The 23111-nt window shown below is 42.4% G+C and carries 19 protein-coding genes, 1 tRNA gene and 1 pseudogene; 10 read left to right on the top strand and 11 right to left on the bottom strand.

What is annotated here, in order from left to right; genetic code table 11:
• Positions 1 to 138: 138 nt before the first annotated feature.
• The gene (locus AC25Y6_RS14750) at positions 139 to 735 is read right to left on the bottom strand and encodes a nitroreductase family protein (protein WP_488143550.1); all 597 of its coding nucleotides are present in this window, start codon (positions 733 to 735) and stop codon (positions 139 to 141) included.
• A gap of 166 nt (positions 736 to 901) precedes the next feature.
• Here AC25Y6_RS14750 and AC25Y6_RS14745 point away from each other — a divergent pair, with 166 nt between their 5' ends.
• Positions 902 to 1747, top strand: a complete 846-nt coding sequence (locus AC25Y6_RS14745; RefSeq protein WP_482101193.1) for a DegV family protein — start codon at positions 902 to 904, stop codon at positions 1745 to 1747.
• A gap of 78 nt (positions 1748 to 1825) precedes the next feature.
• Here the strand turns inward: AC25Y6_RS14745 and AC25Y6_RS14740 are convergent, their stop codons facing one another.
• The 3 genes from AC25Y6_RS14740 to AC25Y6_RS14730 all read right to left on the bottom strand — a co-directional run bounded on the left by AC25Y6_RS14740 (position 1826) and on the right by AC25Y6_RS14730 (position 3996).
• On the bottom strand, positions 1826 to 2311 hold the full coding sequence (locus tag AC25Y6_RS14740; protein WP_482105681.1) for an amidase domain-containing protein: 486 nt from the start codon (positions 2309 to 2311) through the stop codon (positions 1826 to 1828).
• Positions 2312 to 2604: 293 nt separating this feature from the next.
• Positions 2605 to 3573: a class II fructose-bisphosphatase gene (gene glpX, locus AC25Y6_RS14735; RefSeq protein ID WP_488143549.1), complete on the bottom strand. Its 969-nt coding sequence runs from the start codon at positions 3571 to 3573 to the stop codon at positions 2605 to 2607.
• 350 nt (positions 3574 to 3923) lie between these two features.
• Positions 3924 to 3996: transfer RNA gene (locus AC25Y6_RS14730), tRNA-Ala, on the bottom strand.
• A gap of 69 nt (positions 3997 to 4065) precedes the next feature.
• Between AC25Y6_RS14730 and AC25Y6_RS14725 the strand changes: the two genes are divergently transcribed.
• Positions 4066 to 5085: a DUF2804 domain-containing protein gene (locus AC25Y6_RS14725; RefSeq protein ID WP_482101196.1), complete on the top strand. Its 1020-nt coding sequence runs from the start codon at positions 4066 to 4068 to the stop codon at positions 5083 to 5085.
• Positions 5086 to 5233: 148 nt separating this feature from the next.
• The gene (locus AC25Y6_RS14720; protein ID WP_482101197.1) at positions 5234 to 5704 is read left to right on the top strand and encodes a YusW family protein; all 471 of its coding nucleotides are present in this window, start codon (positions 5234 to 5236) and stop codon (positions 5702 to 5704) included.
• Positions 5705 to 5766: 62 nt separating this feature from the next.
• Here the strand turns inward: AC25Y6_RS14720 and AC25Y6_RS14715 are convergent, their stop codons facing one another.
• Both AC25Y6_RS14715 and AC25Y6_RS14710 read right to left on the bottom strand, forming a co-directional pair.
• Complete coding sequence (locus AC25Y6_RS14715) at positions 5767 to 7596, bottom strand: ABC transporter ATP-binding protein (protein ID WP_482105678.1); 1830 nt, start codon at positions 7594 to 7596, stop codon at positions 5767 to 5769.
• Positions 7577 to 9319, bottom strand: coding sequence for an ABC transporter ATP-binding protein (locus AC25Y6_RS14710; protein WP_482101199.1), 1743 nt, complete (start codon positions 9317 to 9319; stop codon positions 7577 to 7579). Before AC25Y6_RS14710 ends, AC25Y6_RS14715 begins: the two co-directional genes overlap by 20 nt.
• A 238-nt stretch (positions 9320 to 9557) precedes the next feature.
• Between AC25Y6_RS14710 and AC25Y6_RS14705 the strand changes: the two genes are divergently transcribed.
• The 4 genes from AC25Y6_RS14705 to AC25Y6_RS14690 are packed head-to-tail and all read left to right on the top strand — an operon-like array spanning position 9558 to position 12247.
• A complete protein-coding gene (locus AC25Y6_RS14705) occupies positions 9558 to 9941 on the top strand; it encodes a GntR family transcriptional regulator (RefSeq protein ID WP_482101200.1) in 384 nt (127 codons plus the stop codon).
• A complete protein-coding gene (locus tag AC25Y6_RS14700) occupies positions 9938 to 10846 on the top strand; it encodes an ATP-binding cassette domain-containing protein (protein ID WP_488143548.1) in 909 nt (302 codons plus the stop codon). The genes AC25Y6_RS14705 and AC25Y6_RS14700 overlap by 4 nt, the downstream gene beginning before the upstream one ends.
• Positions 10818 to 11567 carry a hypothetical protein gene (locus AC25Y6_RS14695; RefSeq protein ID WP_488143547.1) on the top strand — a complete coding sequence of 250 codons (750 nt, stop codon included), beginning with the start codon at positions 10818 to 10820 and terminating at the stop codon, positions 11565 to 11567. The genes AC25Y6_RS14700 and AC25Y6_RS14695 overlap by 29 nt, the downstream gene beginning before the upstream one ends.
• A complete protein-coding gene (locus AC25Y6_RS14690; RefSeq protein WP_488143546.1) occupies positions 11567 to 12247 on the top strand; it encodes a hypothetical protein in 681 nt (226 codons plus the stop codon). The genes AC25Y6_RS14695 and AC25Y6_RS14690 overlap by 1 nt, the downstream gene beginning before the upstream one ends.
• Before the next feature lie 802 nt (positions 12248 to 13049).
• Here AC25Y6_RS14690 and AC25Y6_RS14685 read toward each other — a convergent pair.
• Complete coding sequence (locus AC25Y6_RS14685) at positions 13050 to 13949, bottom strand: DMT family transporter (RefSeq protein WP_482105673.1); 900 nt, start codon at positions 13947 to 13949, stop codon at positions 13050 to 13052.
• A gap of 132 nt (positions 13950 to 14081) precedes the next feature.
• On the opposite strand from AC25Y6_RS14685, the gene AC25Y6_RS14680 reads away from it, so the two are divergent.
• Entirely contained in the window at positions 14082 to 15740 is a 1659-nt protein-coding gene (locus tag AC25Y6_RS14680) for a sensor domain-containing protein (protein ID WP_482105672.1), read from the top strand.
• Between the two features lie 56 nt (positions 15741 to 15796).
• On the opposite strand, the gene AC25Y6_RS14675 is transcribed toward AC25Y6_RS14680, so the two are convergent.
• The 3 genes from AC25Y6_RS14675 to AC25Y6_RS14665 form a co-directional block, all read right to left on the bottom strand.
• Positions 15797 to 16252, bottom strand: a complete 456-nt coding sequence (locus tag AC25Y6_RS14675; RefSeq protein ID WP_482101207.1) for a threonine/serine exporter family protein — start codon at positions 16250 to 16252, stop codon at positions 15797 to 15799.
• A 19-nt stretch (positions 16253 to 16271) separates the two neighbouring features.
• Entirely contained in the window at positions 16272 to 17018 is a 747-nt protein-coding gene (locus AC25Y6_RS14670) for a threonine/serine exporter family protein (protein ID WP_482105671.1), read from the bottom strand.
• Positions 17019 to 17191: 173 nt separating this feature from the next.
• Positions 17192 to 19336: a beta-propeller domain-containing protein gene (locus tag AC25Y6_RS14665; protein WP_482105670.1), complete on the bottom strand. Its 2145-nt coding sequence runs from the start codon at positions 19334 to 19336 to the stop codon at positions 17192 to 17194.
• Between the two features lie 600 nt (positions 19337 to 19936).
• Between AC25Y6_RS14665 and AC25Y6_RS14660 the strand changes: the two genes are divergently transcribed.
• Both AC25Y6_RS14660 and AC25Y6_RS14655 read left to right on the top strand, forming a co-directional pair.
• Complete coding sequence (locus AC25Y6_RS14660; protein WP_482105669.1) at positions 19937 to 21424, top strand: DASS family sodium-coupled anion symporter; 1488 nt, start codon at positions 19937 to 19939, stop codon at positions 21422 to 21424.
• Between the two features lie 167 nt (positions 21425 to 21591).
• Complete coding sequence (locus AC25Y6_RS14655; RefSeq protein WP_482105668.1) at positions 21592 to 22473, top strand: SDR family oxidoreductase; 882 nt, start codon at positions 21592 to 21594, stop codon at positions 22471 to 22473.
• 270 nt (positions 22474 to 22743) lie between these two features.
• On the opposite strand, the pseudogene AC25Y6_RS14650 reads toward AC25Y6_RS14655, so the two are convergent.
• Positions 22744 to 23097: pseudogene (locus tag AC25Y6_RS14650) on the bottom strand (VOC family protein); the annotation flags it as partial.
• Positions 23098 to 23111: the final 14 nt, after the last annotated feature.

Raw genomic sequence — 23111 nt, 5'->3', positions numbered from 1 at the left:
TCCTATTCCGGATTCCCATTATGGGGATTCGGTTTTTGTTTTCACAGCAGGATCATTTTCATAAAAACCAGCGTTAAACACGAAAAAAGCGTCCGTATTGCATGATTAAATGCAATGCGGACGCTAATCATTTCTAATTTATACTTCTTTCGCTTCTTCACTATCTCGGCCGTAATAGGTAACTAATTCTTCTAGTGGTTTACGGGGAGCGGCCTTTGGTATTTCATCAAAATAACCGAATTGGAGCATGCTAATAATACGCTCTCCTTGTTTAACACCGAGTTCTGCTCTGAATTTCGGATTATCGAGGAATCCGGGAGTTTTCCAACAAGTTCCAATCCCTTTATCCCACGCAAGTAGGTGTGTGTTCATTATGAACATGCTTGCTGCTGCGTAATCTTCCAGGCGTTCTTTCTGGCGCGCATCTTCAGGAACGACAACGAATGCAACAGCACCTGGACCCGTAAATTTCTTCATTTGCTGCGCTAGTGATTCTTCCGAAAGCTCTTTCCATTTAGGTACGCCATATTCTTTCAACACATCAAGGAATTTCACATATTCCTTATCTGCAGCTACAACAAAGCGCCATGGATTGCGATTGCCATGATTTGGCGCCCACGCCGCATCTTCCAACATTTCTGCAATGTTTTCCGGATCAACCGGTTGACCATTAAAGTTCTTTATTGAACGACGCGTAATAATCGCGTCTCTAACTGATAAGGCTTGCTCATTCATAAATCATGTCCCCTTTACTTATACTCCGACTATTATACCTTACCCGTTCCTCTTTTGCGAAAATGGCTGAACAGTAACGTCATTATTGTTTTCTGAATACAATTAAATACTTTTCATGGTATAGTAATAAAAGCGTATATTCTAATAAAAAAGGATGGTTTTAATCATGACTAAGAAACCGCTTGCATGGATTGTGGACAGTACTGCCTTCGTTTCCGAGGAACTCAAACAACACCCGGACTTCTTTTCCGTTCCTTTAAATATACATTTCGGTGAAAAACAGTTTGTCGACGGTGTCGATCTAACACCTGAACAACTTTACGGTAAAATTAAAGATGCAAAAGAGTTTCCGAAAACTTCTCAACCATCAGCAGGTGAGTTTTCCGAAAAATTCAAGGAAATCGCGGAACATTATGAACAGGCAATCGCTGTTCACGTGTCGAGTAAAATGAGCGGGACACTTGCTTCTTCGACTGCTGGCGCTGAAATCGCAGGATTCCCTGTAACATTCATCGACTCCCTTTCACTATCCTACGGAATTACCGGGTTAATTGAACGAGGCATGGAAATGTACGATAAAGGTGCAACTGTCTCCGAAATCGAAAAACAACTGAACAAAATGACCGGAACCCTGCACATCTACATATTGATGGGGCAACTGGAACAACTTTACAAAGGCGGTCGAATGAACGGTGCGCAGTTCTTCCTCGGCAGTTTGTTGAAAGTGAAACCAATCGTTACCATTACGGCGAATGGCGAATTGGAACCGGTCGAAAAAGTTCGGTCCGAGAAAAAAGCACTTCAATACCTGGTCGATAAAGTAGCTGCAGAGCATCATCCCGGCAGAAAGACAGTTCACTTAATGCACGGCAATGTCATGAATCAGGCAATCCATTTGAAAAACCTTCTTACGGAGCAAGTACCCGGCCTTGAAGTGAAAATCGGAGATATTAGTTCCGTCCTCGCGGTTCATGCGGGAGAAGGAACGCTTGCCGTTTTATGGTTTGACTGAATTTAATAAAGCAGTCCGTTATTAATCGACGGACTGCTTTTTTTATGTCTTGCCCTAGGTATCTGACACTCGTTCTCCTTATGAAAATTGGTCATTGATTTTAAAAAAGATGTAGCGCGCATTGGGTGTGCTGGCATACGAATCTTTGTATGCCCAGTGCCGGTGCCTTGCGTTATAAGTATGTGCATTGACGAGCGGAACCGCACCATCTTTCGCCGTAACAATCGTTGTATGATCAAATCTTCCATCGCCTTGAAAGTCATAGGCAATGACATCCCCTAACCCTAACTGCTCGGCAGATGAAACTTGTGTGGCCGTCAACCCTTTTTTCGAACCCGCCAAATACCATCGCAATGAATGCGCTACAGACCAGCTAAAACTCCATGTGCCGCCGCCGATCCACCAACCCCGCTCCCGATTCGGAGATCCATGCATTGGCGCTCCGCCCGCCCGCAAGCACTGCGAAATATAATTGGTACAATCTACATCGAATGTTGGATATGCTGGATTACGACTATCCCACCACGTATCGGCATAGCGGACGGCTGCTTCCCTGTTATACATCTTCAAACCCCTCCCTACGCCATCCTATGAATACAAAGCGGTTAGAATGCGTTTGGAGTGTCATTCGATGAACCGGAAGAGACGTAAAACGCTATCTTAGATGGCATTCCGAGTTCAAGCAGTATTATATATTCCTCAACAAAAAAAAGTGCCCGATTATTCCGGACACCTTTTGAAAACTATATGGAGCTTAGGGGACCCAAACTCCCGACCTTCACATTGCCAGCATTCTTATCTAGACTTTCAATATAAATGCTGTGTACTGGTCCAGATGTTCAACAATAAAGACATCATTACTCTCCCAATACATATGGTTTATGTTCAAGGTGATGATGGGTTTTTATATATCGAACAGTCTTTGTTTTCGCTCGCATTACGATAGAATCCGTTTCTACTAAATCGCCTCCGAGAAAACGAACTTCTTGCAGAATATCACCGGAAGAAACACCTGTAGCAGCGAATATAGCATCATCACCTGCTACAAGATCTTCTAATTTTAATACACGAGTCGGATCTTCTATTCCCATTTGCTGACATCGTTTATATTCTTCTTCGTTGTCTGGAAGAAGTCTCCCTTGCATTTCCCCGCCTAGACATTTTAATCCAGCAGCTGCAATGACCCCTTCAGGAGCTCCACCAATTCCTACAAATAAATCCACGCCTGTATTTGGAAGACCTGTAGCAATCGCTGCACTAACGTCATTATCCGAGAAGAGTTTAACCCTAGCTCCTTTTTCACGTACACGATCAATTAAATCCTGATGACGTTCTCTTTCAAGTATCATAACAGTTACATCTTTAACCCGTTTGTTCGTTGCCCCTGCTACAATATCAATGTTTTTTTCAATAGGATCAGCTAAATTTATCTTCCCTGCAGCTAAAGGTCCTACAGCTATTTTTTCCATATACATATCGGGTGCGTGAAGTAAATTACCCTTATCCGCAATTGCTAAAACTGTAATCGCATTGGAATATCCCTTTGCCACTATATTTGTCCCTTCCAAAGGGTCAACCGCAATATCAACTTCCGGGCCTTGACCTGTTCCTAGCTCTTCACCGATATATAACATAGGGGCTTCGTCCATTTCCCCTTCACCAATTACCACAGTTCCACGCATATTAATAGAATCAAATATAGTTCTCATGGCGGTAGTCGCTGCATCGTCAGCAGCTATTTTATTTCCTCTACCCATCCAACTTGCTGCTGCTAAAGCAGCCCCTTCAGTTACACGTACTACTTCTAATGCTAATTCACGTTCCATTACATCCACTCCTTATAATTAAACAGACTGAAAAAATCAGATATACTAAATTTCTTATTGAGTATAGCAAAAAATGAGCATTCATCTTAGTTATGTGATTTCCCTATTCCGACAACCTATTTTTCTGAATTAATAATAAAACGAGAGGAATAAGTCTAAATCATTTTTCAAGATAATAATGGAGAGTTCCGTTTAAACCATCTAGTGACTTCAAGATGCACAGTATGTTCCAGATACCTTCTACATATTCTTCCGTATCACAATAAACGTGATTGGTAATCAACCCACTAATATTAATATTGCACAAAAAAAGAGTGCTCGGATAAACCGAAACACTCTTAACTACTATATGGAGCATAGGGGGCTCGAACCCCTGACCTTCACACTGCCAGCGTGACACTCTCCCAGCTGAGCTAATGCCCCGAATCTTTGGTACAATAAGGATTATAGCAATAATATTCGAAAAAGACAATAGGCAGGAGGCACATCTACATGCAGCATGCAGAAAGAGAAATCACAGGACCTGTTGCGTTGTGTGACGATAAAGGGTTATTGAATCCAGAAGCAATCGGCTTCGCGCGTCACCCGTACATCCAAAGCAATTTAAAAAATCATTTCATGCGGAAGAAAAAGTGGAATTATTGGTGCGTATACGGGGAAGATTTGCTGTTTTCTGTGACAATTAGCCATCTCGATTATGCCGCTGTCTGCTTTGTCTATATCTTAAATTACGAAACGCAACGATTCTATGAGAAACAAATTACAATTCCAATTGGACGCGCTGTCAAGATGCCTGAAAATGTGCTAGACAGTGTTAAATTTGTGAATGATAACCTAACCGTTCAGATTTTACATATCCAAGGTGAAACACATCTCTCCGTAACGATTCCTGACTTCGATAATGAAGTGCTTCATGCGGATTTCCACATCGTCCATCCAGTTGACGATGAATCGTTGAATGTTGTAATCCCAAGAAACAGGGAAATTTTCCAATTCACAGCTAAGCACCATTCATTGCCGACCTCCGGCTTTGTTAAGATTGGTGAAAGACGGTATGACTTCAATCCTGATTACAGTTTCGCGGTTCTCGATTACGGCAGAGGCATATGGCCCCGTAAATCAGAGTGGAACTGGGCAATGGCATCTCAGCGTCTTGGTGGCCGCCGCATTGGGCTTAACTTTGGTGGAAAATGGACGGACGGAACAGGAATGACTGAAAATGCTGTATTTGTTAATGGCTTAATGACAAAAATCCATGAAGATGTTGTGTTTACATATGACTCCAAAAATTACATGGTACCCTGGAAGATCCAGACCAAGTTTTCCGACAGTGTAAACATCACATTTACACCCTTTTTCGAAAGAGTCTCTACGACGAATGTCCGGTTGGTCCGTACCGAAGTCCATCAAGTCATCGGTTATTTCGACGGAAAGATACGCTTACATGACGGTTCCATTCTACAAATACGTAAGATGCTTGGTTCATCCGAAGAACACAACGCAAAATGGTAAATGAATAATCTGATCTCGCACATAATATCTCATTTTACACGCCGGCATTCATGTCGGTTTTTTCAATTGATATACGTATTTTGTTTAGAAATCAACATTATAGGCAAAATACATAAGAAGGCTAACTATATGAAAGGTTGTGTGTATATTGAAAAAACAATATAGAATAGGTACATTTCTTTTAATCGGTGCATTGGTGTTGGGTGCATGTGGTAACCTCGGGAAAAATGCCGATGAACCTAACCGCGAAGACGCGGATATTATTCTTGAACGTGAGAAAGAAGGCGGAACCATCAATACAGGTAATGGTTATGGCTTCTCTTCATTTGATCTTGACATTGACGTAGGTGGAAAAGATGCAATCGAGGCAGACTATAATGTCCAAAAAAGTGCAGAAGCAGAGTATGAAAACAAATTGGAAAACATCAAGTTAAAAGACAGCGCAGCTATGGATGAGCTCCATTTATTCTTTTTAGATATCCGTATTATGAAGGATACGCCTAAACAAGAAGTAATCGACAATATCCTTAAGTGGTATCAACTGGACACATACTCAAAATTCGATCTTGAAGTCGATTTTGACGATGGTACGCTTCTCGATATAGAAGAAAAGAAATAATTTATTTAAAAGGCTGCAGAGACATTTTAATATGTCCTTGCAGCCTTTTAAATTTCTAATCGCTATACTTTCGATTCCAAAAGCATGTTGTAATAAACGCCTTGTCGCTCAATTAACTCTTCTTGATTTCCTGATTCAATGAGTTTCCCCTGTTCCATAACATAGACGGTATCGGCTTTTCGAACTGTGTTCAGTCTATGTGCAATAACGAAACTGGTTCTACCTACCATTAGACAATCGAGTGCTTCCTGGATTTCCAGTTCTGTGACGGTATCGATACTGCTCGTCGCTTCATCAAGAAGTAAGAGTACTGGATCTGCAACGAGTGCCCTAGCGATTGACAGCAATTGCTTCTGCCCTTGCGAAATTTCGCTACCATCCGATGTAAGCACAGTCTCGTACCCATCTTCAAGCCGGCTAATGAAGCTATGTGCATTGGCCTGTTTCGCAGCGATGATTACCTCTTCGTCAGTGGCGTCCAATTTTCCGTAACGGATATTTTCAAATACTGTCGCTTCAAAGAGAAAAGGATCTTGCAAGACGAATGCAGTCTGACTGCGCAGCGTTTTTCGCGGCAACTTGCTAATCGGAATGCCGTCGATATAAATTTCTCCTTTATCAACTTCGTAAAACCTAGCTAGCAATTGCATAATCGTTGTCTTTCCTGCCCCTGTCGCGCCGACAAACGCCGCCGTTTCACCTGATTTCACATGGAAAGATACATCGTCAATCGTATAGCCGTCAGTTTCAACTGCGTAACCGAATGACACATTGCGGAATTCGATATCCCCTCGCAGTGTTGTATTTCCAAATTCTGTTGCTTCGTCTTTCTCAACAGGCTCATCCATTATCTTGAATACCCTTTCAGCCCCCGCAATTGCCGATAGAACTGTGTTGAACTGGTTAGCAAGATCATTGAGTGGACGAGTAAACTGGCGTGCAAATTCCGAAAAGATAACGATTGTTCCAACTGTAACAACCCCATCTCCTTTTAATGCAAGTAATCCACCAACTCCTGCAACGACCGCAAAACTGGCATTGTTCAGCATGTTCATCACTTTGGGGATAAACCCGGAATAGGCCAATGCCCAGAATCCCGTACCACGAAGCCTGTCACTCTTCTGTGCAAATTCCTCCATCACACGGTCTTCCTGCGAGAACGCTTTGACTATACGCTGACCGGAAATGGTCTCTTCAATCATTCCATTCAATTCACCGACCGCCCGTTGTTGTTCTTTAAACAACAACCCAGTACGACGGGTAATCCATCGTATCGCTATGAACATGATAGGCACAATAATCATTGTCAGTAGTGTCAGAAGTGGACTTAAGTAAAGCATGACAGCAAATGTCCCCGTCAGTGTCAAAATACTTGAAAACACTTGGATGAAAGAGGAATTCAGCGTTTGGCTGACGTTCTCAATATCGTTTGTAATCCGGCTCATCAGTTCGCCGTGTTGCCGTTTATCGAAAAATGTGACCGGTAATTTTTGCAGATGGGCAAACAGGCTTGTTCGCAAACGAAAAACCGTCTGCTGAGCAATACCTACCATCCAATAGTTCTGAAAGTACATGGCAAACGATATACCAATATAAATTGCGATTAGCAATCCTATATTGCCGCCTAGACCTGCAAAATTCATCGGAATAATGTAGTTATCAATAATTTTTCCAATCATCAACGGTCCGAGCAACGCCAAAATCGAACTGACAAAAACAAGTGAGAGCACTGCAATTAGCAGACCTCGCTGTTCATCTACAAGTGTCCAAATCCGGTATAGGACTGACTTCCAATTACCTGCACGCTCTTTCTTCTTTTTTCCTTTACCTTGAATATCTTCTTTGGATAGGATCGGCTCGTAGCCGAACGGTTTACGAATTGCGCGTAACATCGGCAGCCACCTCCTCATCGGATTGAGATTCTGCAATTTTTCGGTACAATGCAGATTGCAGAATCAAGTCGTCATGTGTTCCGTAGCCGACAACTTTCCCTTCATCCAGAAGAAGAATTTTGTCTGCGCCTTGTGCAGTCCGGATTTTTTGTGTTACAACGAGCATTGTTGCCTCTTCCCCTTCAAGCGCATCCCATAACGCAGTTTCCGTTTTCACGTCAAGTGCACTTGTGCTGTCGTCAAGAATCAGGATAGATGGTTTTCGCACAAGCGCACGTGCGATGGACAATCGCTGCTTTTGACCGCCTGATAAGTTGACGCCTTTCTGTCCGACCCGTGTCCCATATTTTAGCGGGAACAAATCAATTGATTCATGGATTTGCGCTTTCTCCGCCGCCTCTTCCAACTCATCGACATGCGCTTCGGTATCTCCCCACGATAAGTTTTCCAAAATGGACCCTGTAAATAAAATCGATTGCTGTGGAACGAGTCCGATTGTATCCCGCAAGTCTTTCAACGGCCATTCATCCACTTCTGTCCCAGACACATATATTTCACCAGAACTCTTTTCGAAAATCCGAGGAATGAGGTTTAGTAAAGTGGATTTCCCAGAGCCGGTTGCCCCCATGATTGCTAGCTTTTCACCGGAGGAAACATGGAATGACACATTATCCAAAATTGGTTCCATTTTACCCGGGTACATGAACGACACGTTTTCGAATCGTAAATCGCCTTCATTGCGCAGCAGTCCTGTACTTTCTGAACGATGGATTTCTAGGTCTTCATTTGCAAGTAATACTTCTTCCATCCTTTCGGAGGAGGCTTTCGCACGTGAGAATGCAATGATGATGAAAGAGAACATGGAAAATGCACCAGTCATACGCATCGCATAGTTGACGATCGCGACCAGCTCCCCCACTTGCGCTCCCCCGTCACGAACTTCAATTGCACCAAACCATAGCACAGCCATTAAACTGGCGTTCATAACGAACAGTAGAATTGGCAAGATAAGTTCCATCATCCGCATCGCTTTTACAGTATCTTTTCTTAACAGATCGGATACTTTGGAGAAGCGGCTCGCTTCATAAGCCCCGCGTAAAAAAGCTTTTATGAGCCGAACCGCTTGTAAGTTTTCTTGAATTACACGATTTACCCGATCTAGCCTTTTTTGGACGTGAGAAAAGTAACGAACTCCTTTCTTCGCCATGATATATAGGAAGACCAGCAAAAATGGTGCCCCTACCACAAGGAACAAAGCGAGTTTTACATTAACGAAAAAAGCCATGATTAAACTACCTATAACAAGCAACGGCGCACGCAACATGATTCGCAGCCCCATAAACAGGACGTTTTGTGCCATCGTTACATCACTCGTCAGACGTGTGATCAGTCCCGATGTTGGGAACCTGAGAAATGTAGCCATGGTAAACGTCTGGACTTGGCGGAAAAGTGCCTGACGCAAATCAAATCCAAAACTTTGTGCAGCATGTGCAGCAAAAAACGAATTGATAACCCCCGAAAAGAATGCCACAAAAGCCAGCCCCATCATGACGCTTCCCCACGTCCAAATAACAGTCTCATTTCCCGCCAAGATGCCATCGTCGATAATTTTAGCAATGAGAAGCGGCTGTATCAGTTCTACCGACAACTCCAGAAGCATAAGAAATAGTGCAATTACAATTGGCCATTTGTATGGCAATGCATAAGAAAAAACAGTTTTCATCTCACTGACCTCCAAAAACTCTTTCGTTTCACGAATTACTTCTTGATAAGCTAATTATGCCACAGGTACTAGGCTGTGTATAGCCAATACGACTGAATTGTGAGACATCTTAACCCAGGAAATATTGCATCTAAAGTACATTGAATTAAAATGTTTAAATAATCGGATTGCATTTCATTTCAAATTAACGTATAGTACATTACAACAGTAATGCACTATTGAAAAGGAGGTCACGTGAATGCTCGATATGGGCGGCTCAAAACCGATTTACTTACAAATCGCGGAATGGCTTGAGACGGAAATAATCGATGGAACCCTTCCGCCCGATGTAAAAGTCTACTCCCAGTACCAATTGGCAGAACTATTTACGATAAATCCAGCTACAGCTGGTAAAGGACTGACATTATTGCTTGAAGCCGAAGTCGTTTACAAGCGCCGTGGTCTCGGCATGTTTGTTGCACCAGATGCACGCGACAAACTGTTAAAAAAACGCAAAGAAGAGAAACTACGGCAACTCATCATAGACTTACTCAACGAAGCCACGCTTCTCCAAGTCGACGATTCACATTTGCTGTCGCTGATCGAAGAGGAACGTTCGCGGAAAAAGGAGGAAAAATCATGAATGTAATTGATTTCACTGATGTCACAAAGAAGTTTGGTAGGCGCACTGTCCTGAACCAGATGAATTTCAGTATTCGGGAAAACGTTCTGACAGGAATCATCGGACGCAATGGCGTTGGCAAATCTACGTTGATGAAAATAGCCGCCGGACATATCCAAGCTACATCAGGAGATGTCCAAGTGTTTTCAGACAATCCTTTCAACAGTTTGAAAGTGTCTGCAAACTCCATTCTGATTGAAGATACAATGAGCTTTTCTGACAAACTGACACTTCAAGATATTTTAATAGAATCTAATCGTTTCTACCCAAACTGGGATGCGCCACTTGCGCAAGGGTTGTTCGATTATTTCAGTTTCCATTCAGAAGCTCGTCATATTGACCTTTCAAAAGGAAAGAAGAGTACCTTCAATGCCATTATCGGCCTGGCTTCACATTGCCCGCTGACGATTTTCGACGAACCCACTACCGGAATGGATACGATTGCTCGGAAAGACTTTTACCGTGCGCTCCTAAAAGATTATATCGCGCATCCCAGAACCATTCTAGTATCTAGTCATCACCTTGAAGAAATTGAAGACTTGCTTGAAGATATCCTTTTAGTTCATAACAAAACAGTTCTCTTTCACAATTCCATCACAGAGTTACAAGAAATGTTTGTCCGTCTGATTGGTAAAAGCGAGAAATTGCTTGAGTACGTTTCGATAAAAGAAACGTTTGGTAGCCAGATGAATGGTTCATATAGTGAATTCCTTTTTAAAAACACCTTTACTTCTGATGAATTGATGCACCTCTCTCAACAAGACATTAAAATAGTGCCCGTCTCAGCAAATGATGCATACGTTGCATTGACTACCGGTACAAAAGGAGGGATTGATGATGTATTTAACGGAACCAAGCCTAAATGACATTGTCAAAAAACAATTTCTTCATAAATTGAATGCCTACACTAGCGTCTTCAGCTCACTACTCATTATACAACTGATTGGACTCTTTATAGGCTTTGAAAACGGGGGTGGAGGCGGATCCAGTGGAGGTACAGTAATAACTGAATATACCTTTTCAACCGGTGATGTACCTGTACTCTTCACACTATTTTGGGCTCTTTTAACGGGTATCCTTGTCACAACACTAGCCTATCGCAACGATGCTTTTTCGTTCGTATCAAACCGGATTAGCCACAACTTATCCAGCATTCTCTTTTTAATGCTCGCATCCGCCATTGCCGGTATTACAGCAGTCCTAGCGGGTTCCGTTATTAAGTTATTCGCATTATTCCAAAGTGATCTCTTGATTAATGAAGCTTCAGGGCTATTCAGTTCTCCAGCCGACTTTTTCATTAGGATTGCGACTTCCATTCTTTACACCTTGCTGTTTGCAAGCCTAGGTTATGTGACGGGTTCGTTCATCCAGCGTAGCAAGCTTGTCATTCCACTATTACTCGTTGCATTTTTCATAGTTCCCATGCTCCGATTAGATGTGGGAGGCATAAATTTAATGGAAAAAGTCGTCTTTTTCTATGGTACTGAAACGTCATTGCTTATTTTTCTTATAAAAATAGTTGTGACGATTAGTGTGCTCTTTGCTATTTCCATCGCACTTACGAATAATACGGAGGTGAGGAAATAATGTTGTCACTCTTGCCTTTGATAGTCATAGGTTTAATTGTCTGGTTCTTTTTGCGGGCGAAGAACAAACCAAAACGTCAAATCAATAAAAAATGGACGTATGTATTTTTGACAACATACGCCGCAATTTTGCTTATTGCGACAATCGCTGTAGAACTAATTGACACAGATTCTTTTACCACTCAACCTAGAGTGGGATCAGAGGAACAATTCGATCATGAAGGGGTTGCTATCTACGAGGGGGATATCAGTTCTATCGATCCTGCTGCGATTCTCGAAAAAAGATCGCATAATATAGCAGATACGCTTGCAATAACTGCAAGCTCCAATATGGATTCCATGATAATTGTTGAACGCAAAAGTGTAAACGATGGGCTTATTGAAGAGACACTCATTAAACCACTACTCTTAATAGGTGACTTTGACTTTTCAGATAAACTGAACTATAAAGTACCCGAATGGACAGCTGATTCCGTCAACTTTCCGCGACCCCCTGTGACGGAAATTAGCTATACCACTTATCAGGAAGCCTATTTACTAAATCAGTTCACAAAGGTACCGCGGCATAGAAGTAATGCCCATAATTCAGTGGAGCGCCCGCTTGCTATTCATCTACTCGTTCCAAAGGACTTAATCATTACAGCTGACGAAGATCTTTATATTAACTATGTCGATAACTAAAACAAGAACCGGACCCAAAGTAAAATGTACCTTATAAGATAGACACTTTAAAAAGTCTCTCTTATGGGGTACTTTTATTTATAGTGGAAATAACAACGATTATATGTTGACATAAAGAAGCCTACCAACAACGCTTGGCGCTTGGGGATGCCTCCCGCAATAAGCCAGACAGAAGACCACTGTCAGTCTTATTGCTTCGGCTACCCCAGTTAGGCGCCTTCGCTGGAGATTACAAGGAGAACATAAGTCCAACAGCAGAACTTATGTCAAAGATATTATTTAATGATCAAGAACAAAGATTACTGAAGAAACATCCTTATGTAAAAGCTGTTAGTGAAAAGGGAATTACATATACAGATGAATTTAAGGCAATAGCTAGGTAAATGAAGAAGGAAAAAGTTCACGGAAGGTGCTTTCATCCACTCGGATCAAGGGGTTCACTATACCAGTCCCCAATTTCAAAAGCTTGTGAAGAAAATGGGTTTAGGTCACTTCTTCAAGTTTCCTAAATATGTTGAATTTATGATTCTTACTCACTTCAGCTGATTGAAGTGGAGAGCGGCGACTCCAGCGCTAGCGTTGGGAGCACGAGGGAAGGATGCCTTAATTTCTGCAAAGAACGCAGATATTAAGGCAAATCGAACCCTTCGCTGTTCGATTGGCTGAGGCCGTGCCCGCGGAAAGCGTCCTCTCGGAACGGAAATCAGCGGTTAGTTAAATTCTTCGGTTCAACTTATATAAGGTTTTTTTAAAATGTCCTTTACAAAGGGTACACTTTAAAGCGGGACCGGTTCTTTTGCTTTCATATTCTTGCTCTACTTCCCGCTATTGATAGCCACGCAACGCCTACCAGCATGATGATTGCTCCTGTGAGTTGCCAATTACCAAGCATTTGGCCGAACCATAGAACGGAAATAATCATTGCCGTAAGTGGTTCGAAGCTCGATAATACGCTCGTTTCCACAGCTGTTATATATTTCATGCTACCTAAGAACAAGACGAACGCTACTGTTCCCACAATGATCACTAGGAGAAGCATCATTGATAATTTCCAATCCATTAGATAATGTAATTCTGTTATGTACGTCACTGGATTCATAATAAGCAGGATACTACCGCCGATGAGCATACCCCAACCAACTACCAACAACACGCCCCATTCAGCCATTAGCCGTGCAGGATAAAGTGTATAAAAAGCAAATGTAAAACCTACTAATATACCCCAAATAATCGCTTCCTTACTCAAAGAAAAACCTGTTAAAGAGCCATTTGTAAGAAGTAAAAACAACCCTACAATGGTGACAGACATGCCAAGTACCTGGGCTCCTGGTGGACTGGCTTTCTGCTTCCAAGATACGAAGGCGATGATGTAAATTGGGGCTAAGAATTGAAATAACGTAGCAATTACCGCATTACTTGTACTAATGGAAGCCAAAAAAGCATATTGAACCGCCATCATCCCAAATATCCCGAAAATAATTATTTGACGCAACCATACTTTTTGCTGCAGCGGAAGCATTATTTTTATACCTTTTAACTTCAGAGGCACAAGTATAAATACCCCTGCGACAAGAAGACGTGTTATAAGCATGAATGGAATTGATAACTGACTGTTTGCTAGAATCCATTCCATCATAGGTCCTGTCGCTCCCCAAAGCATCGCTCCGAAGACAATCATAGTGATGCCTTTCAATCTCCCCATCTTGCCCCTCCTCCAATCTGACTATTTATCTACCATTATCGATATTCACTGTGAATTTAGCATTTCCATGATGTACAGACGCCATATCTTCATTATAATGGTAGTATCCCATACCCGGAAGGAGGCATTTATATGAAACCAGATTATGGACTATTCGTGCCGGAACTACCGGACATAATGAAAAGTCTTGAACAATTTTACATGGTAACCCGGACAAACGCCGAAGGTTCAATTATATATACTAACAAGAACTTTTTAGAAATAAGCAAATGGACACCAAAACGGGTAATTGGCAGATCCCTGTGGCAAATGTTCCCCGACACAGATCGTGGACAAGAACATGCTTATGTCATTTGGGATAGCGTAAAAAGTGGAAACACATGGTTTGGCACGGTGGAAAAGGTTACACGCTTCGGCGAACCTTACTTTGTCAATCTGATTGCAATTCCGATTAAGTCAGACAGTGACGATAAAAATAACTCTTTCACTTTTCTTGAATTGGACATTACTGCCGACATAGAATTACGTGACCAGCTTCAACAAATTGCTTTTATCGACTACGAAACAGGACTGATGAGCCGTTACAAGCTTGAGACGGTTGTAAATAATCATATTGAAGAGAAAAAACACTTCTCCTTAGTCTTCATAAGCATCGATCACTATTATACATTGAAGGATTTGCAATCATCGGAATCCAAGGCGGAACTAGTCAAATCATTTTCAAACCGACTCAAGCGTTACTTCCAGGATAATCTGATTGCCAGGGTCGGTGTCAATGAATTTATCGTTCTGACTTCTTTCGGTGATTGGTATGTACAGGGATTCCTAATATTCCTTGAAAAGAATCCAATTTACATCGACAACTTCGCCTTGTCACTACCTATTAGCGGAGGCATCGTTCGTTATCCTGAAGACCAACAAACGTATAATCATTTGATGAAAGCTGCACTCGCTGCCACTAAAGATGTTGTTGGAAACGGTGGAGGAAAAATATCTTCCTTATCTGCAGCATCGCACAAAGTATTAAATAGAAGGGCAACCATCGATAGAAAAATGCTCACTGCGCTTAACCACAATAATTTACAAGTCGCCTATCAACCGCAGTTGGATATCGCTTCAGGTAAAGTAACGCTATACGAAGCTCTTGTCCGATGGGAAGATGACGAATTAGGTACAATCATGCCTGATGAACTTATTCCAATCGCCGAAGAAAACGGTCTCATCCATGACATCGGAGCTTTCGTTCTCGAAGAAGCCGCAAAGCTTGCAGCATCTTGGTATAGGCAGAGATATAGCGTTGGTATTTCAGTGAACTCTTCTGTGAGGGAGTTTAGCAATGCTAATATGAAGGACAAAATAATTAATATCCTTGAGACAACTCAATGTCCCGCCAACTACATCGAACTTGAGATTACAGAGAAATTTGCTTTTCAGGCAGAAGAGGAAAATTCCATCAACCTTCAAATGAAAGCGCTACAAGACGCGGGAATCGAATTCGCACTCGACGACTTTGGTACAGGCTACGCATCATTCCGCTATATGCAACATTTACCGATTACAAAGGTAAAAATCGATAAGCTCTTTATCCACTCTTTAACACGACAGCCGAAAACGCAGCAACTCGTTGAAGGAATGATCCGATTCAGCAAATCAATGGGCCTCTATGTTGTTGCGGAAGGTGTTGAAACGAAAGAACAATTCGACCTTCTAAAAGAAATGGGTGTAGATGCTGTTCAAGGCTACTATATTGGTATACCCGTTACATCTGACAACATCACTTTCGGGGAATAATAATAATAATAATAATAATGAAACGGAGTGTCTCTTAGCAAAAGAGCACTCCATTTTTATGCTACCTTGCTTCTTTTCCTACCAATACCTGACCGGAAAATGAGCTGAATAATTACCTCTGCAAAAACGAGCCCCATTGCGATTGCACCGGACACCATGAAAGCCCCTGAAGCATAAGAAATTGCAGTGAGGTAATCCTTTTCAACAATATGACGCATCGCATTATAGGCCATCCCACCCGGTACGAGCGGAATGATTCCCGCGACACTGAATATGATCATCGGCGTTCGAAAACGTTTGGCAAAAATCGTCGCTACTAGCGCTACCATGAATGCGCCTAGGAAGGAAGCCAGCATTGGATCACCCGATAGCCCATTAAACACGCTATAAACCAGCCAGCCCGTCATCCCTACAAAACCACAATAAAATAGCATTCTACGAGGGGCATTGAAAATAATTCCAAATCCTGTCGCGGCGAGAAAACTAAGAACCGCTTGAATAATCCACGTCAAGACCTCACTCCTTTTTCATTCAAAAAGATAAGACGAGTGCTACACCTGCTCCGATTGCAAACGCAGTCAGAAAGGCTTCTGCCCCTTTTGATAATCCGGACATGAAATGCCCCGCCATCATGTCGCGCACAGCATTTGTGATTAATAGTCCTGGAACGAGCGGCATGACGGATCCAATAATTATCTTATCGAGCTCAGTTCCTAATCCAATCTGCACCACAACAAAGCCGGTTAGCCCTATGAAAAGTGATGCAACAAATTCAGCGAAAAACTTCACTCTAGTCAGCTCGTGAATTTTAGTCACAATGACGTAGCCAACACCCCCCGCGAAGATAGCGACAGGTACGTCCTTCCAAAGACCTTCATACATAATTAGAAAGCAGCCGCTTGCAATGGCAGCTGCGATGATTTGTAGCCATAATGGGAACATAACATTCGCTTTGTCGATTTCTTGAAGTTTCGTGTATGCTTCCTCGAGTGTGTAGTGATCAGTTGATAGTTTACGCGAAACATCATTAACGAGCGCTACCTTTTCAAGATCAGTCGTGCGGTCCTTTATCCGAACCAGTCTCGTATGGTGTGGGCTACCCGGCGAAAAGATAATACCTGTTGGAATCACAAAACTATGAGTAGCTGATAATTGCTGTGTTTCAGCCATACGTGCCATCGTATCTTCCACCCGATAGGTCTCGGCTCCAGCTTCCATCATTAAACGTCCCGCGAGCAAACAACAATCAATTGCCATCTCTTTATCCACTATCGGCATGATACACACCCCCTCTGTACTTGTAGACAATCGTTCAATTCCAATCTATTTAAATAATCTTATCGTTGCTGGCGGAAAATAACAATGAACAATTAGGTTATCATCCTCTCAGCTAAATTTGTCCATGAGAAAAGACCCGGCACATAACCGGATCTTTCTGACTCGATTTGCATTTAGTTAATTTGTATATTGCTGATTGGCGCGTACGTATCAAGTGAATAGTTGTTAATTTCTTTCATTGAAATCGTATACAGAACATCCTTATTGTAGAGCATACGCTGGACTTCGTATTCCCATTCCTCATATTGTTCTCCAGGGGTACTCTTTTTCAGCAAATCTCCTTTTAAAACGATACCGTTTTCCGGTGTAATTTCATAAACAAGTGCGCCTGAACTTTGGAACTCAATGCTGTCTTTCCCCTTTTCATCATAAATTGAGATGGGAAAGCCATATAATTTTCGTTCTTTATGTTGAAACAGCGCTTTGTGATCATATTGGAGTTGTGAATGGGTCCCTCGACCACCGATGATTTCAGTGTCCTTTTCAACTGGATTATTGAAATCGGATACGTCAAATAAAGAAATTTTCATACCCATCGTCATAATGAAGGGTTCTCCGCCTTGCGGATTCTTTTCAGCAACCGTTTCATAGCCAAAACCGATTAGATGGTTATCGTCAAGTGGATGCAGGTAATTGCTGAATCCCGGTATTTTCAATTCTCCGAGCACTTTCGGAGCAGCTGGATCGGCCACATCGATAACGAATAACGGATCCGTTTCGCGGAAGGTAACCATATAAGCCTTATCCCCCATGAAGCGCGCAGAGTAGATTCTTTCCCCTTTCGCAAGGCCTTCGACCGATCCTGTTTGTTTTAGGTTTTCATCTAAAATGAATAGATGATTTTGAGACGGCTTCTTTTCATCCCACATATTCCCCTCTGTTGTTACGACGCGGAAATAGCCGTTATGCTCATCCATTGAAAACTGGTTTAATAAATGACCTTTCAACGTGGCGGAGCTGTGGAACGCAACATCTGTTTTATTCAAATTAAATTTGAATAGTTCACTGTTTGCACTGCCTGGATTCCAAATCATTTTACTAGAAGTAGAGGCGTTCGTTTCGTAAATTGTCGCTGTAAGGTATAAGTTATCTTTGGACATATAAAGCTGCTCGCTACCGCCGAGATAACCTTTTGTCGTAACCTTGCTTTCTGCAGGTGATGATAGATCGATAGCCGTAATGACGGAGTAGGATGGTTCCATCGCTCCAGGAAGAATAGCGATATCTGTATAGTCTAGAAGTGTTGCCTCTTTGTCTTCCGTCGAGTCGTATACTTGCGGGCGGAGTAAGTCTCCTTCGACATTTTTCACACCCCAAAAATTCGGCCAAACATTTGTCACGAAGTACAGCATATTACCTGTCTTCCGCGCACCGTTTAAATGACCTTCTGTACCAATTTCGCGAATTAGTTTGGGTTTCTCGGGATTGGAAATACTATACATCCGGACGGTTGTCATTCCGTTCACGGGCCTACTTATTTCAGATTTCGCACTGCCTTTCTCATAATGATGCGGTACATATTTATCGCCTAAAACGATTAGTGTGTCGTCATGTAGAAACAATTGGTAAGGGTAATACTCGTCTTCCATTTTAATTTCTGCCACTTTTTTAACTTTCTTCGGGTTGCGAATATCGGTAATTGCAACTTTATTATTGCCAATTCCTACGGTGTAGATATAGTTGCCATCCGTCTTCACGGAGTCGGCTTCATCGACCCCTTCAACTTGGTTGTTCGTTGTTGAATGGTCTTCTCCTCCCACTCCAGCACTAGATTCAGCTGAATCAGCCTTAGAATTTGTTGACTCTTCCGTAGCCATTACATCTGTCGACTGCATAGATTTCGCTCGTTCGAAATACGCTATCAGCTCTTTTTCAGAGGCGACGGACTCGATTGTTTCATGCACTGTGAACTTAATTTCATCGATTGGAAGTGATGTAAGGTATTTCCCGTTTACTGCATTTTTATTGACATGGAGGGCATACGAGCCTGGCGTAAGGCCTTGTACGTGGAGCGTCTTGTCTGCATTGGTAAGCGCGATACCCGTGTCTATTCGCTTTCCATTTTGATCAGTAATGTATAAATCATCTGTTCCTAGCGCTTCTTTTTTCAAAGCCGTTGAGAAGGTTGCGCTCCATCCTCTTTCCGATAGCGCAATACCTGACGCAGTGACGGTCACTTTATCCATTAATAAAGCTAGAGAAATTGCAGCTACAGTAACGAATGCCGTGATAAAAAGCCAAATTATCTTCTTTTTCAATTTGACCAACCCTTTCTTTGTTCTATTACATAATTAGACTGCAATAAATAGATTTCGTTACACTAAACAGAAAATTTTCCCACTTATCATTTTCTTCTATTAAATCCAGATTATTTATTAATGAAATAGTAGTAAATTCAAGGTTAATTTACACTCTAGGCGAACGCTTACTCGTCTCTAGTCAAATAGACTTTTATTAAGTTGGTAGAGGATAACAAGGATTAACCTAAAGCAGTTGCTTTTCGTTCCAGCGCTCGCTTTCCGCGGGCATGGCTTGAGCCTCCTCGTCCGCTCCGCTCCCTGCGGGGTCTCAAGGCTCATGCTATTCCCGCAGGAGTCGAGCGCTTCCACTACAATCAACGGTACTCATCCATGTTAACGAATATTCTATTAAGAAATCTCTTAAACGTTATAGTTTCTAATTAATAATACAGGTACAAGTGGTGATTCCTCATTTTACGATTCGAATAATGATGTATTTCAGGTGAATTTTTGATTTTTTCGTTTTTACAAATTTTGTAGTTTTTGCGTGTTTTATCGCCTATATAGTATGGGTACAATTAGTATAAGTACGTATAGAGCAGAAAGGTTTGATAACCGTTGGAAACCGCTGAAACGATTAAAAAGCCCAAACGTAATCTGAAGCCATATTGGATTGCCCTGGCGTTCATCGTCATGATTGTCATCATGCTTCTGCCTAATTCGGGTGAGGACTTGCCTGTTATGGGGCAGCGTGCACTCGCTATTTTGGCGTTTGCGGTCATTCTTTGGATGACGGAAGCGGTAGCTTATCCTGTGAGTTCAGCAATGATTATCGGCCTTATTGCTGTGACACTCGGTCTTGCACCCGATATGGCGAATCCCGATGTCTTGCTTGGCACAAAAGCGGCTCTTACATTTGCGCTAGGCGGGTTTTCAAACTCCGCGGTTGCGCTTGTTGCCGCTGCCCTTTTTTTAGCAGCGGCGATGCAGGCCACAAATCTTCATAAACGGCTCGCGCTATATATTCTTTCGAAAGTAGGCGTGAAAACTGGCGCTATCGTCTTTGGTGCCATCATTGTATCGATTGTTCTGGCGTTCTTCGTGCCAAGTGCTACTGCACGTGCAGGCGCGGTTGTTCCAATTCTTCTTGGGATGGTAGCGGCGTTCGGTTTACCACATAATAGCCGTCTTGGTGCACTCCTTGTCATCACTGCCGTCCAATCAGTCTCAATCTGGAATATCGGCATCAAGACAGGTGCTGCACAAAATATGGTGGCGCTCGGTTTCATCGAAAGTGAAATGGGCGTGTCTATCTCCTGGGGAGCTTGGTTCATGTATGCCGCTCCATGGTCAATTATCATGTCCGTCGTCCTGTATTTCGTTATGATTAAACTAATTAAGCCTGAAACGCAAGTTGTTGAAGGTGGCGCGGAACTGATTCAGGGTCAGCTGAAAGAACTTGGCCCGATGAAATCTTCAGAGAAACGGTTGATTGTCGTCGCTCTCGCTCTTTTGTTCTTCTGGTCAACGGAAGAAGTACTTCACCCATTTGACACGACGACCGTGACGCTTGTGGCGATTGCGATTTTGCTCTCCCCAAAAATTGGCGTCTTCGAATGGAAAACGGTTGAAAAACTTATTCCGTGGGGAACAATCATCGTCTTCGCCGTAGGGATCGCACTTGGTACGGTCCTCTTGGATACAGGAGGCGCCCAATGGTTATCCAATCGGGTGTTCGGCGCAATGGGCCTTGAAAATATGCCGCTCCTAGCGACGATTGCCTTACTATCATTGTTCAACATTCTCATTCACTTAGGATTCGCCAGCGCGACGAGCTTGTCATCGGCACTTATTCCAATTTTCATCGCGCTTACAACGACGATTTCCTTGGATGCGAACAGTGTCGGATTTGTTTTGATCCAACAATTCGTTATCAGCTTTGGTTTCCTTCTTCCAGTCAGCGCACCGCAAAACATGCTTGCTTATGGTACGGGTTCGTTTACAGTAAAGGATTTCCTGAAATCTGGTATCGTGCTTACGGTTGTCGGCTATTTACTTATCCTTCTATTCAGTGCAACGTATTGGAAATGGATTGGACTTCTATAAAATTCAATCACTCCGAGGCTGCAACAGGAAGGAATTGAACTTCATTCCTCCTTGTTGAACGAAACGCCCAAATTGCCCCATTTACGGCAATTTGGGCGTTTTTCGTTTAGTTCATTAATTGACAGGGAATGATTTCTTAAGAAGACCATTCGTAAGGAGGAATTGCTTTGCCAGAAGATAAGTATGAGAAAATTGATAATAAGATTCCAGGACAGACACAAAACGAGCAACCCGGCGTGGAAGCAGAAATGAATCCAGCCCCGATTTATGACGATAAGAATTATAAAGGCTCAGGGAAATTAAAAGGAAAAACCGCATTGATAACAGGTGGAGACAGCGGTATCGGACGGGCAGTTGCTGTCGCATATGCAAAGGAAGGTGCAAATGTCGCTATCGCATATTTAAGTGAGCAGGAAGATATCGATGCGAACATGACTGTTAAATTGATTGAAGAATATGGCGGGAAAGCGCTAAAAATTCGAATCGACATCAGTGAAGAGGAACATTGTGAGCAATTAATCGATGAAGTAGTTAATGAATTCGGCAGTTTGAATATCCTTGTAAACAATGCTGGAAAACAGTTTCCGCAGGACGATATTTTTGCTATTTCAGCAGATCAACTCCGAGAAACATTTGAAACGAACTTCTTCGGATTATTTTATTTGACGAAAGCGGCTTTAAACCATATGACAAATGGCGATTCCATCATTAACACGTCTTCTGTAACGGCGTATAACGGTTCCCCCGGCTTGCTAGATTATTCCGCGACGAAAGGAGCAATTACTTCATTTACCCGCTCACTAGCGTTGAATTTAGCAGAAAAAGGGATTCGCGTTAACGCCGTAGCACCCGGTCCAATTTGGACGCCACTCATCCCAGCAACGTTCGATGCAAAAAAAGTGCAACAGCATGGATCGGATACACCAGTGAAACGCCGCGGCCAACCCGCAGAAAATGCACCTGCTTATGTATTTTTAGCATCTACAGATTCCAGTTATATGACAGGTCAAACGCTTCATGTAGACGGAGGCGGTTTTGTAGGATCATGAACAAGTGACTGTTTTGAAGATTGCTTTGGCTGTCTGTACCTGTGAGCGATAATTCGCATTTATTTTGCATATCCAACTTTAAAAACCCAGCTATCTTCTCGTGTGAAGATTAGCTGGGTTTCTTACTAATTTACATAAGTTACTGGCGAGAAGGGCTTGAAAACCGCCATTTTCACTGGACTATTTCCGGTCCGCTTTCGGCGAATGAATCACGACCCTTTTACCGAGGGGCAGGTTATCCTGTTATGAATAATTGCTTGCCGCTTAAAGTTACTGCTGTATTATCTGAATATGGTTTCCGCATGTATCGTCGAAGACAGCTATTGTGACTTCACCTGCTTTTGTTGGCTCTAAAGTAAACTTCACGCCGTGTTTCAATAACCTATCGTACTCTTTGCGAACATCCTCAACACCAAACATGGTTACAGGTATGCCTTCTTCAAACAGCTTCTTTTGATATTCTTTGGCTACTGGATGATTATCTGGTTCGAGCAGAAGCTCAGTACCTTCTTGCTCTCCTGGTGAAACAAGCGTAATCCACCTAAATTCTCCACTGGGAACATCATGTTTTTTTACAAAGCCTAGCGCTTCTGTATAAAACTTTAATGCCTTGTCTTGATCTTGTTGGTGACAATGAT

The sequence above is a fragment of the Sporosarcina sp. Y1004 genome (assembly GCF_057669665.1).
The sequence above is the reverse complement of the archived record's forward strand: the minus strand, read 5'-3'. Positions and strand labels throughout refer to the sequence as shown.

Bases quoted from the DNA above. Each gene is read 5' to 3' on its own strand.
- AC25Y6_RS14750 (WP_488143550.1), bottom strand. From the start codon at position 735: ATGAATGAGCAAGCCTTATCAGTTAGAGACGCGATTATTACGCGTCGT.
- AC25Y6_RS14745 (WP_482101193.1), top strand. From the start codon at position 902: ATGACTAAGAAACCGCTTGCATGGATTGTGGACAGTACTGCCTTCGTT.
- AC25Y6_RS14740 (WP_482105681.1), bottom strand. From the start codon at position 2,311: ATGTATAACAGGGAAGCAGCCGTCCGCTATGCCGATACGTGGTGGGAT.
- glpX (WP_488143549.1), bottom strand. From the start codon at position 3,573: ATGGAACGTGAATTAGCATTAGAAGTAGTACGTGTAACTGAAGGGGCT.
- AC25Y6_RS14725 (WP_482101196.1), top strand. From the start codon at position 4,066: ATGCAGCATGCAGAAAGAGAAATCACAGGACCTGTTGCGTTGTGTGAC.
- AC25Y6_RS14715 (WP_482105678.1), bottom strand. From the start codon at position 7,596: ATGTTACGCGCAATTCGTAAACCGTTCGGCTACGAGCCGATCCTATCC.
- AC25Y6_RS14710 (WP_482101199.1), bottom strand. From the start codon at position 9,319: ATGAAAACTGTTTTTTCTTATGCATTGCCATACAAATGGCCAATTGTA.
- AC25Y6_RS14705 (WP_482101200.1), top strand. From the start codon at position 9,558: ATGCTCGATATGGGCGGCTCAAAACCGATTTACTTACAAATCGCGGAA.
- AC25Y6_RS14700 (WP_488143548.1), top strand. From the start codon at position 9,938: ATGAATGTAATTGATTTCACTGATGTCACAAAGAAGTTTGGTAGGCGC.
- AC25Y6_RS14695 (WP_488143547.1), top strand. From the start codon at position 10,818: ATGTATTTAACGGAACCAAGCCTAAATGACATTGTCAAAAAACAATTT.
- AC25Y6_RS14690 (WP_488143546.1), top strand. From the start codon at position 11,567: ATGTTGTCACTCTTGCCTTTGATAGTCATAGGTTTAATTGTCTGGTTC.
- AC25Y6_RS14685 (WP_482105673.1), bottom strand. From the start codon at position 13,949: ATGGGGAGATTGAAAGGCATCACTATGATTGTCTTCGGAGCGATGCTT.
- AC25Y6_RS14680 (WP_482105672.1), top strand. From the start codon at position 14,082: ATGAAACCAGATTATGGACTATTCGTGCCGGAACTACCGGACATAATG.
- AC25Y6_RS14670 (WP_482105671.1), bottom strand. From the start codon at position 17,018: ATGCCGATAGTGGATAAAGAGATGGCAATTGATTGTTGTTTGCTCGCG.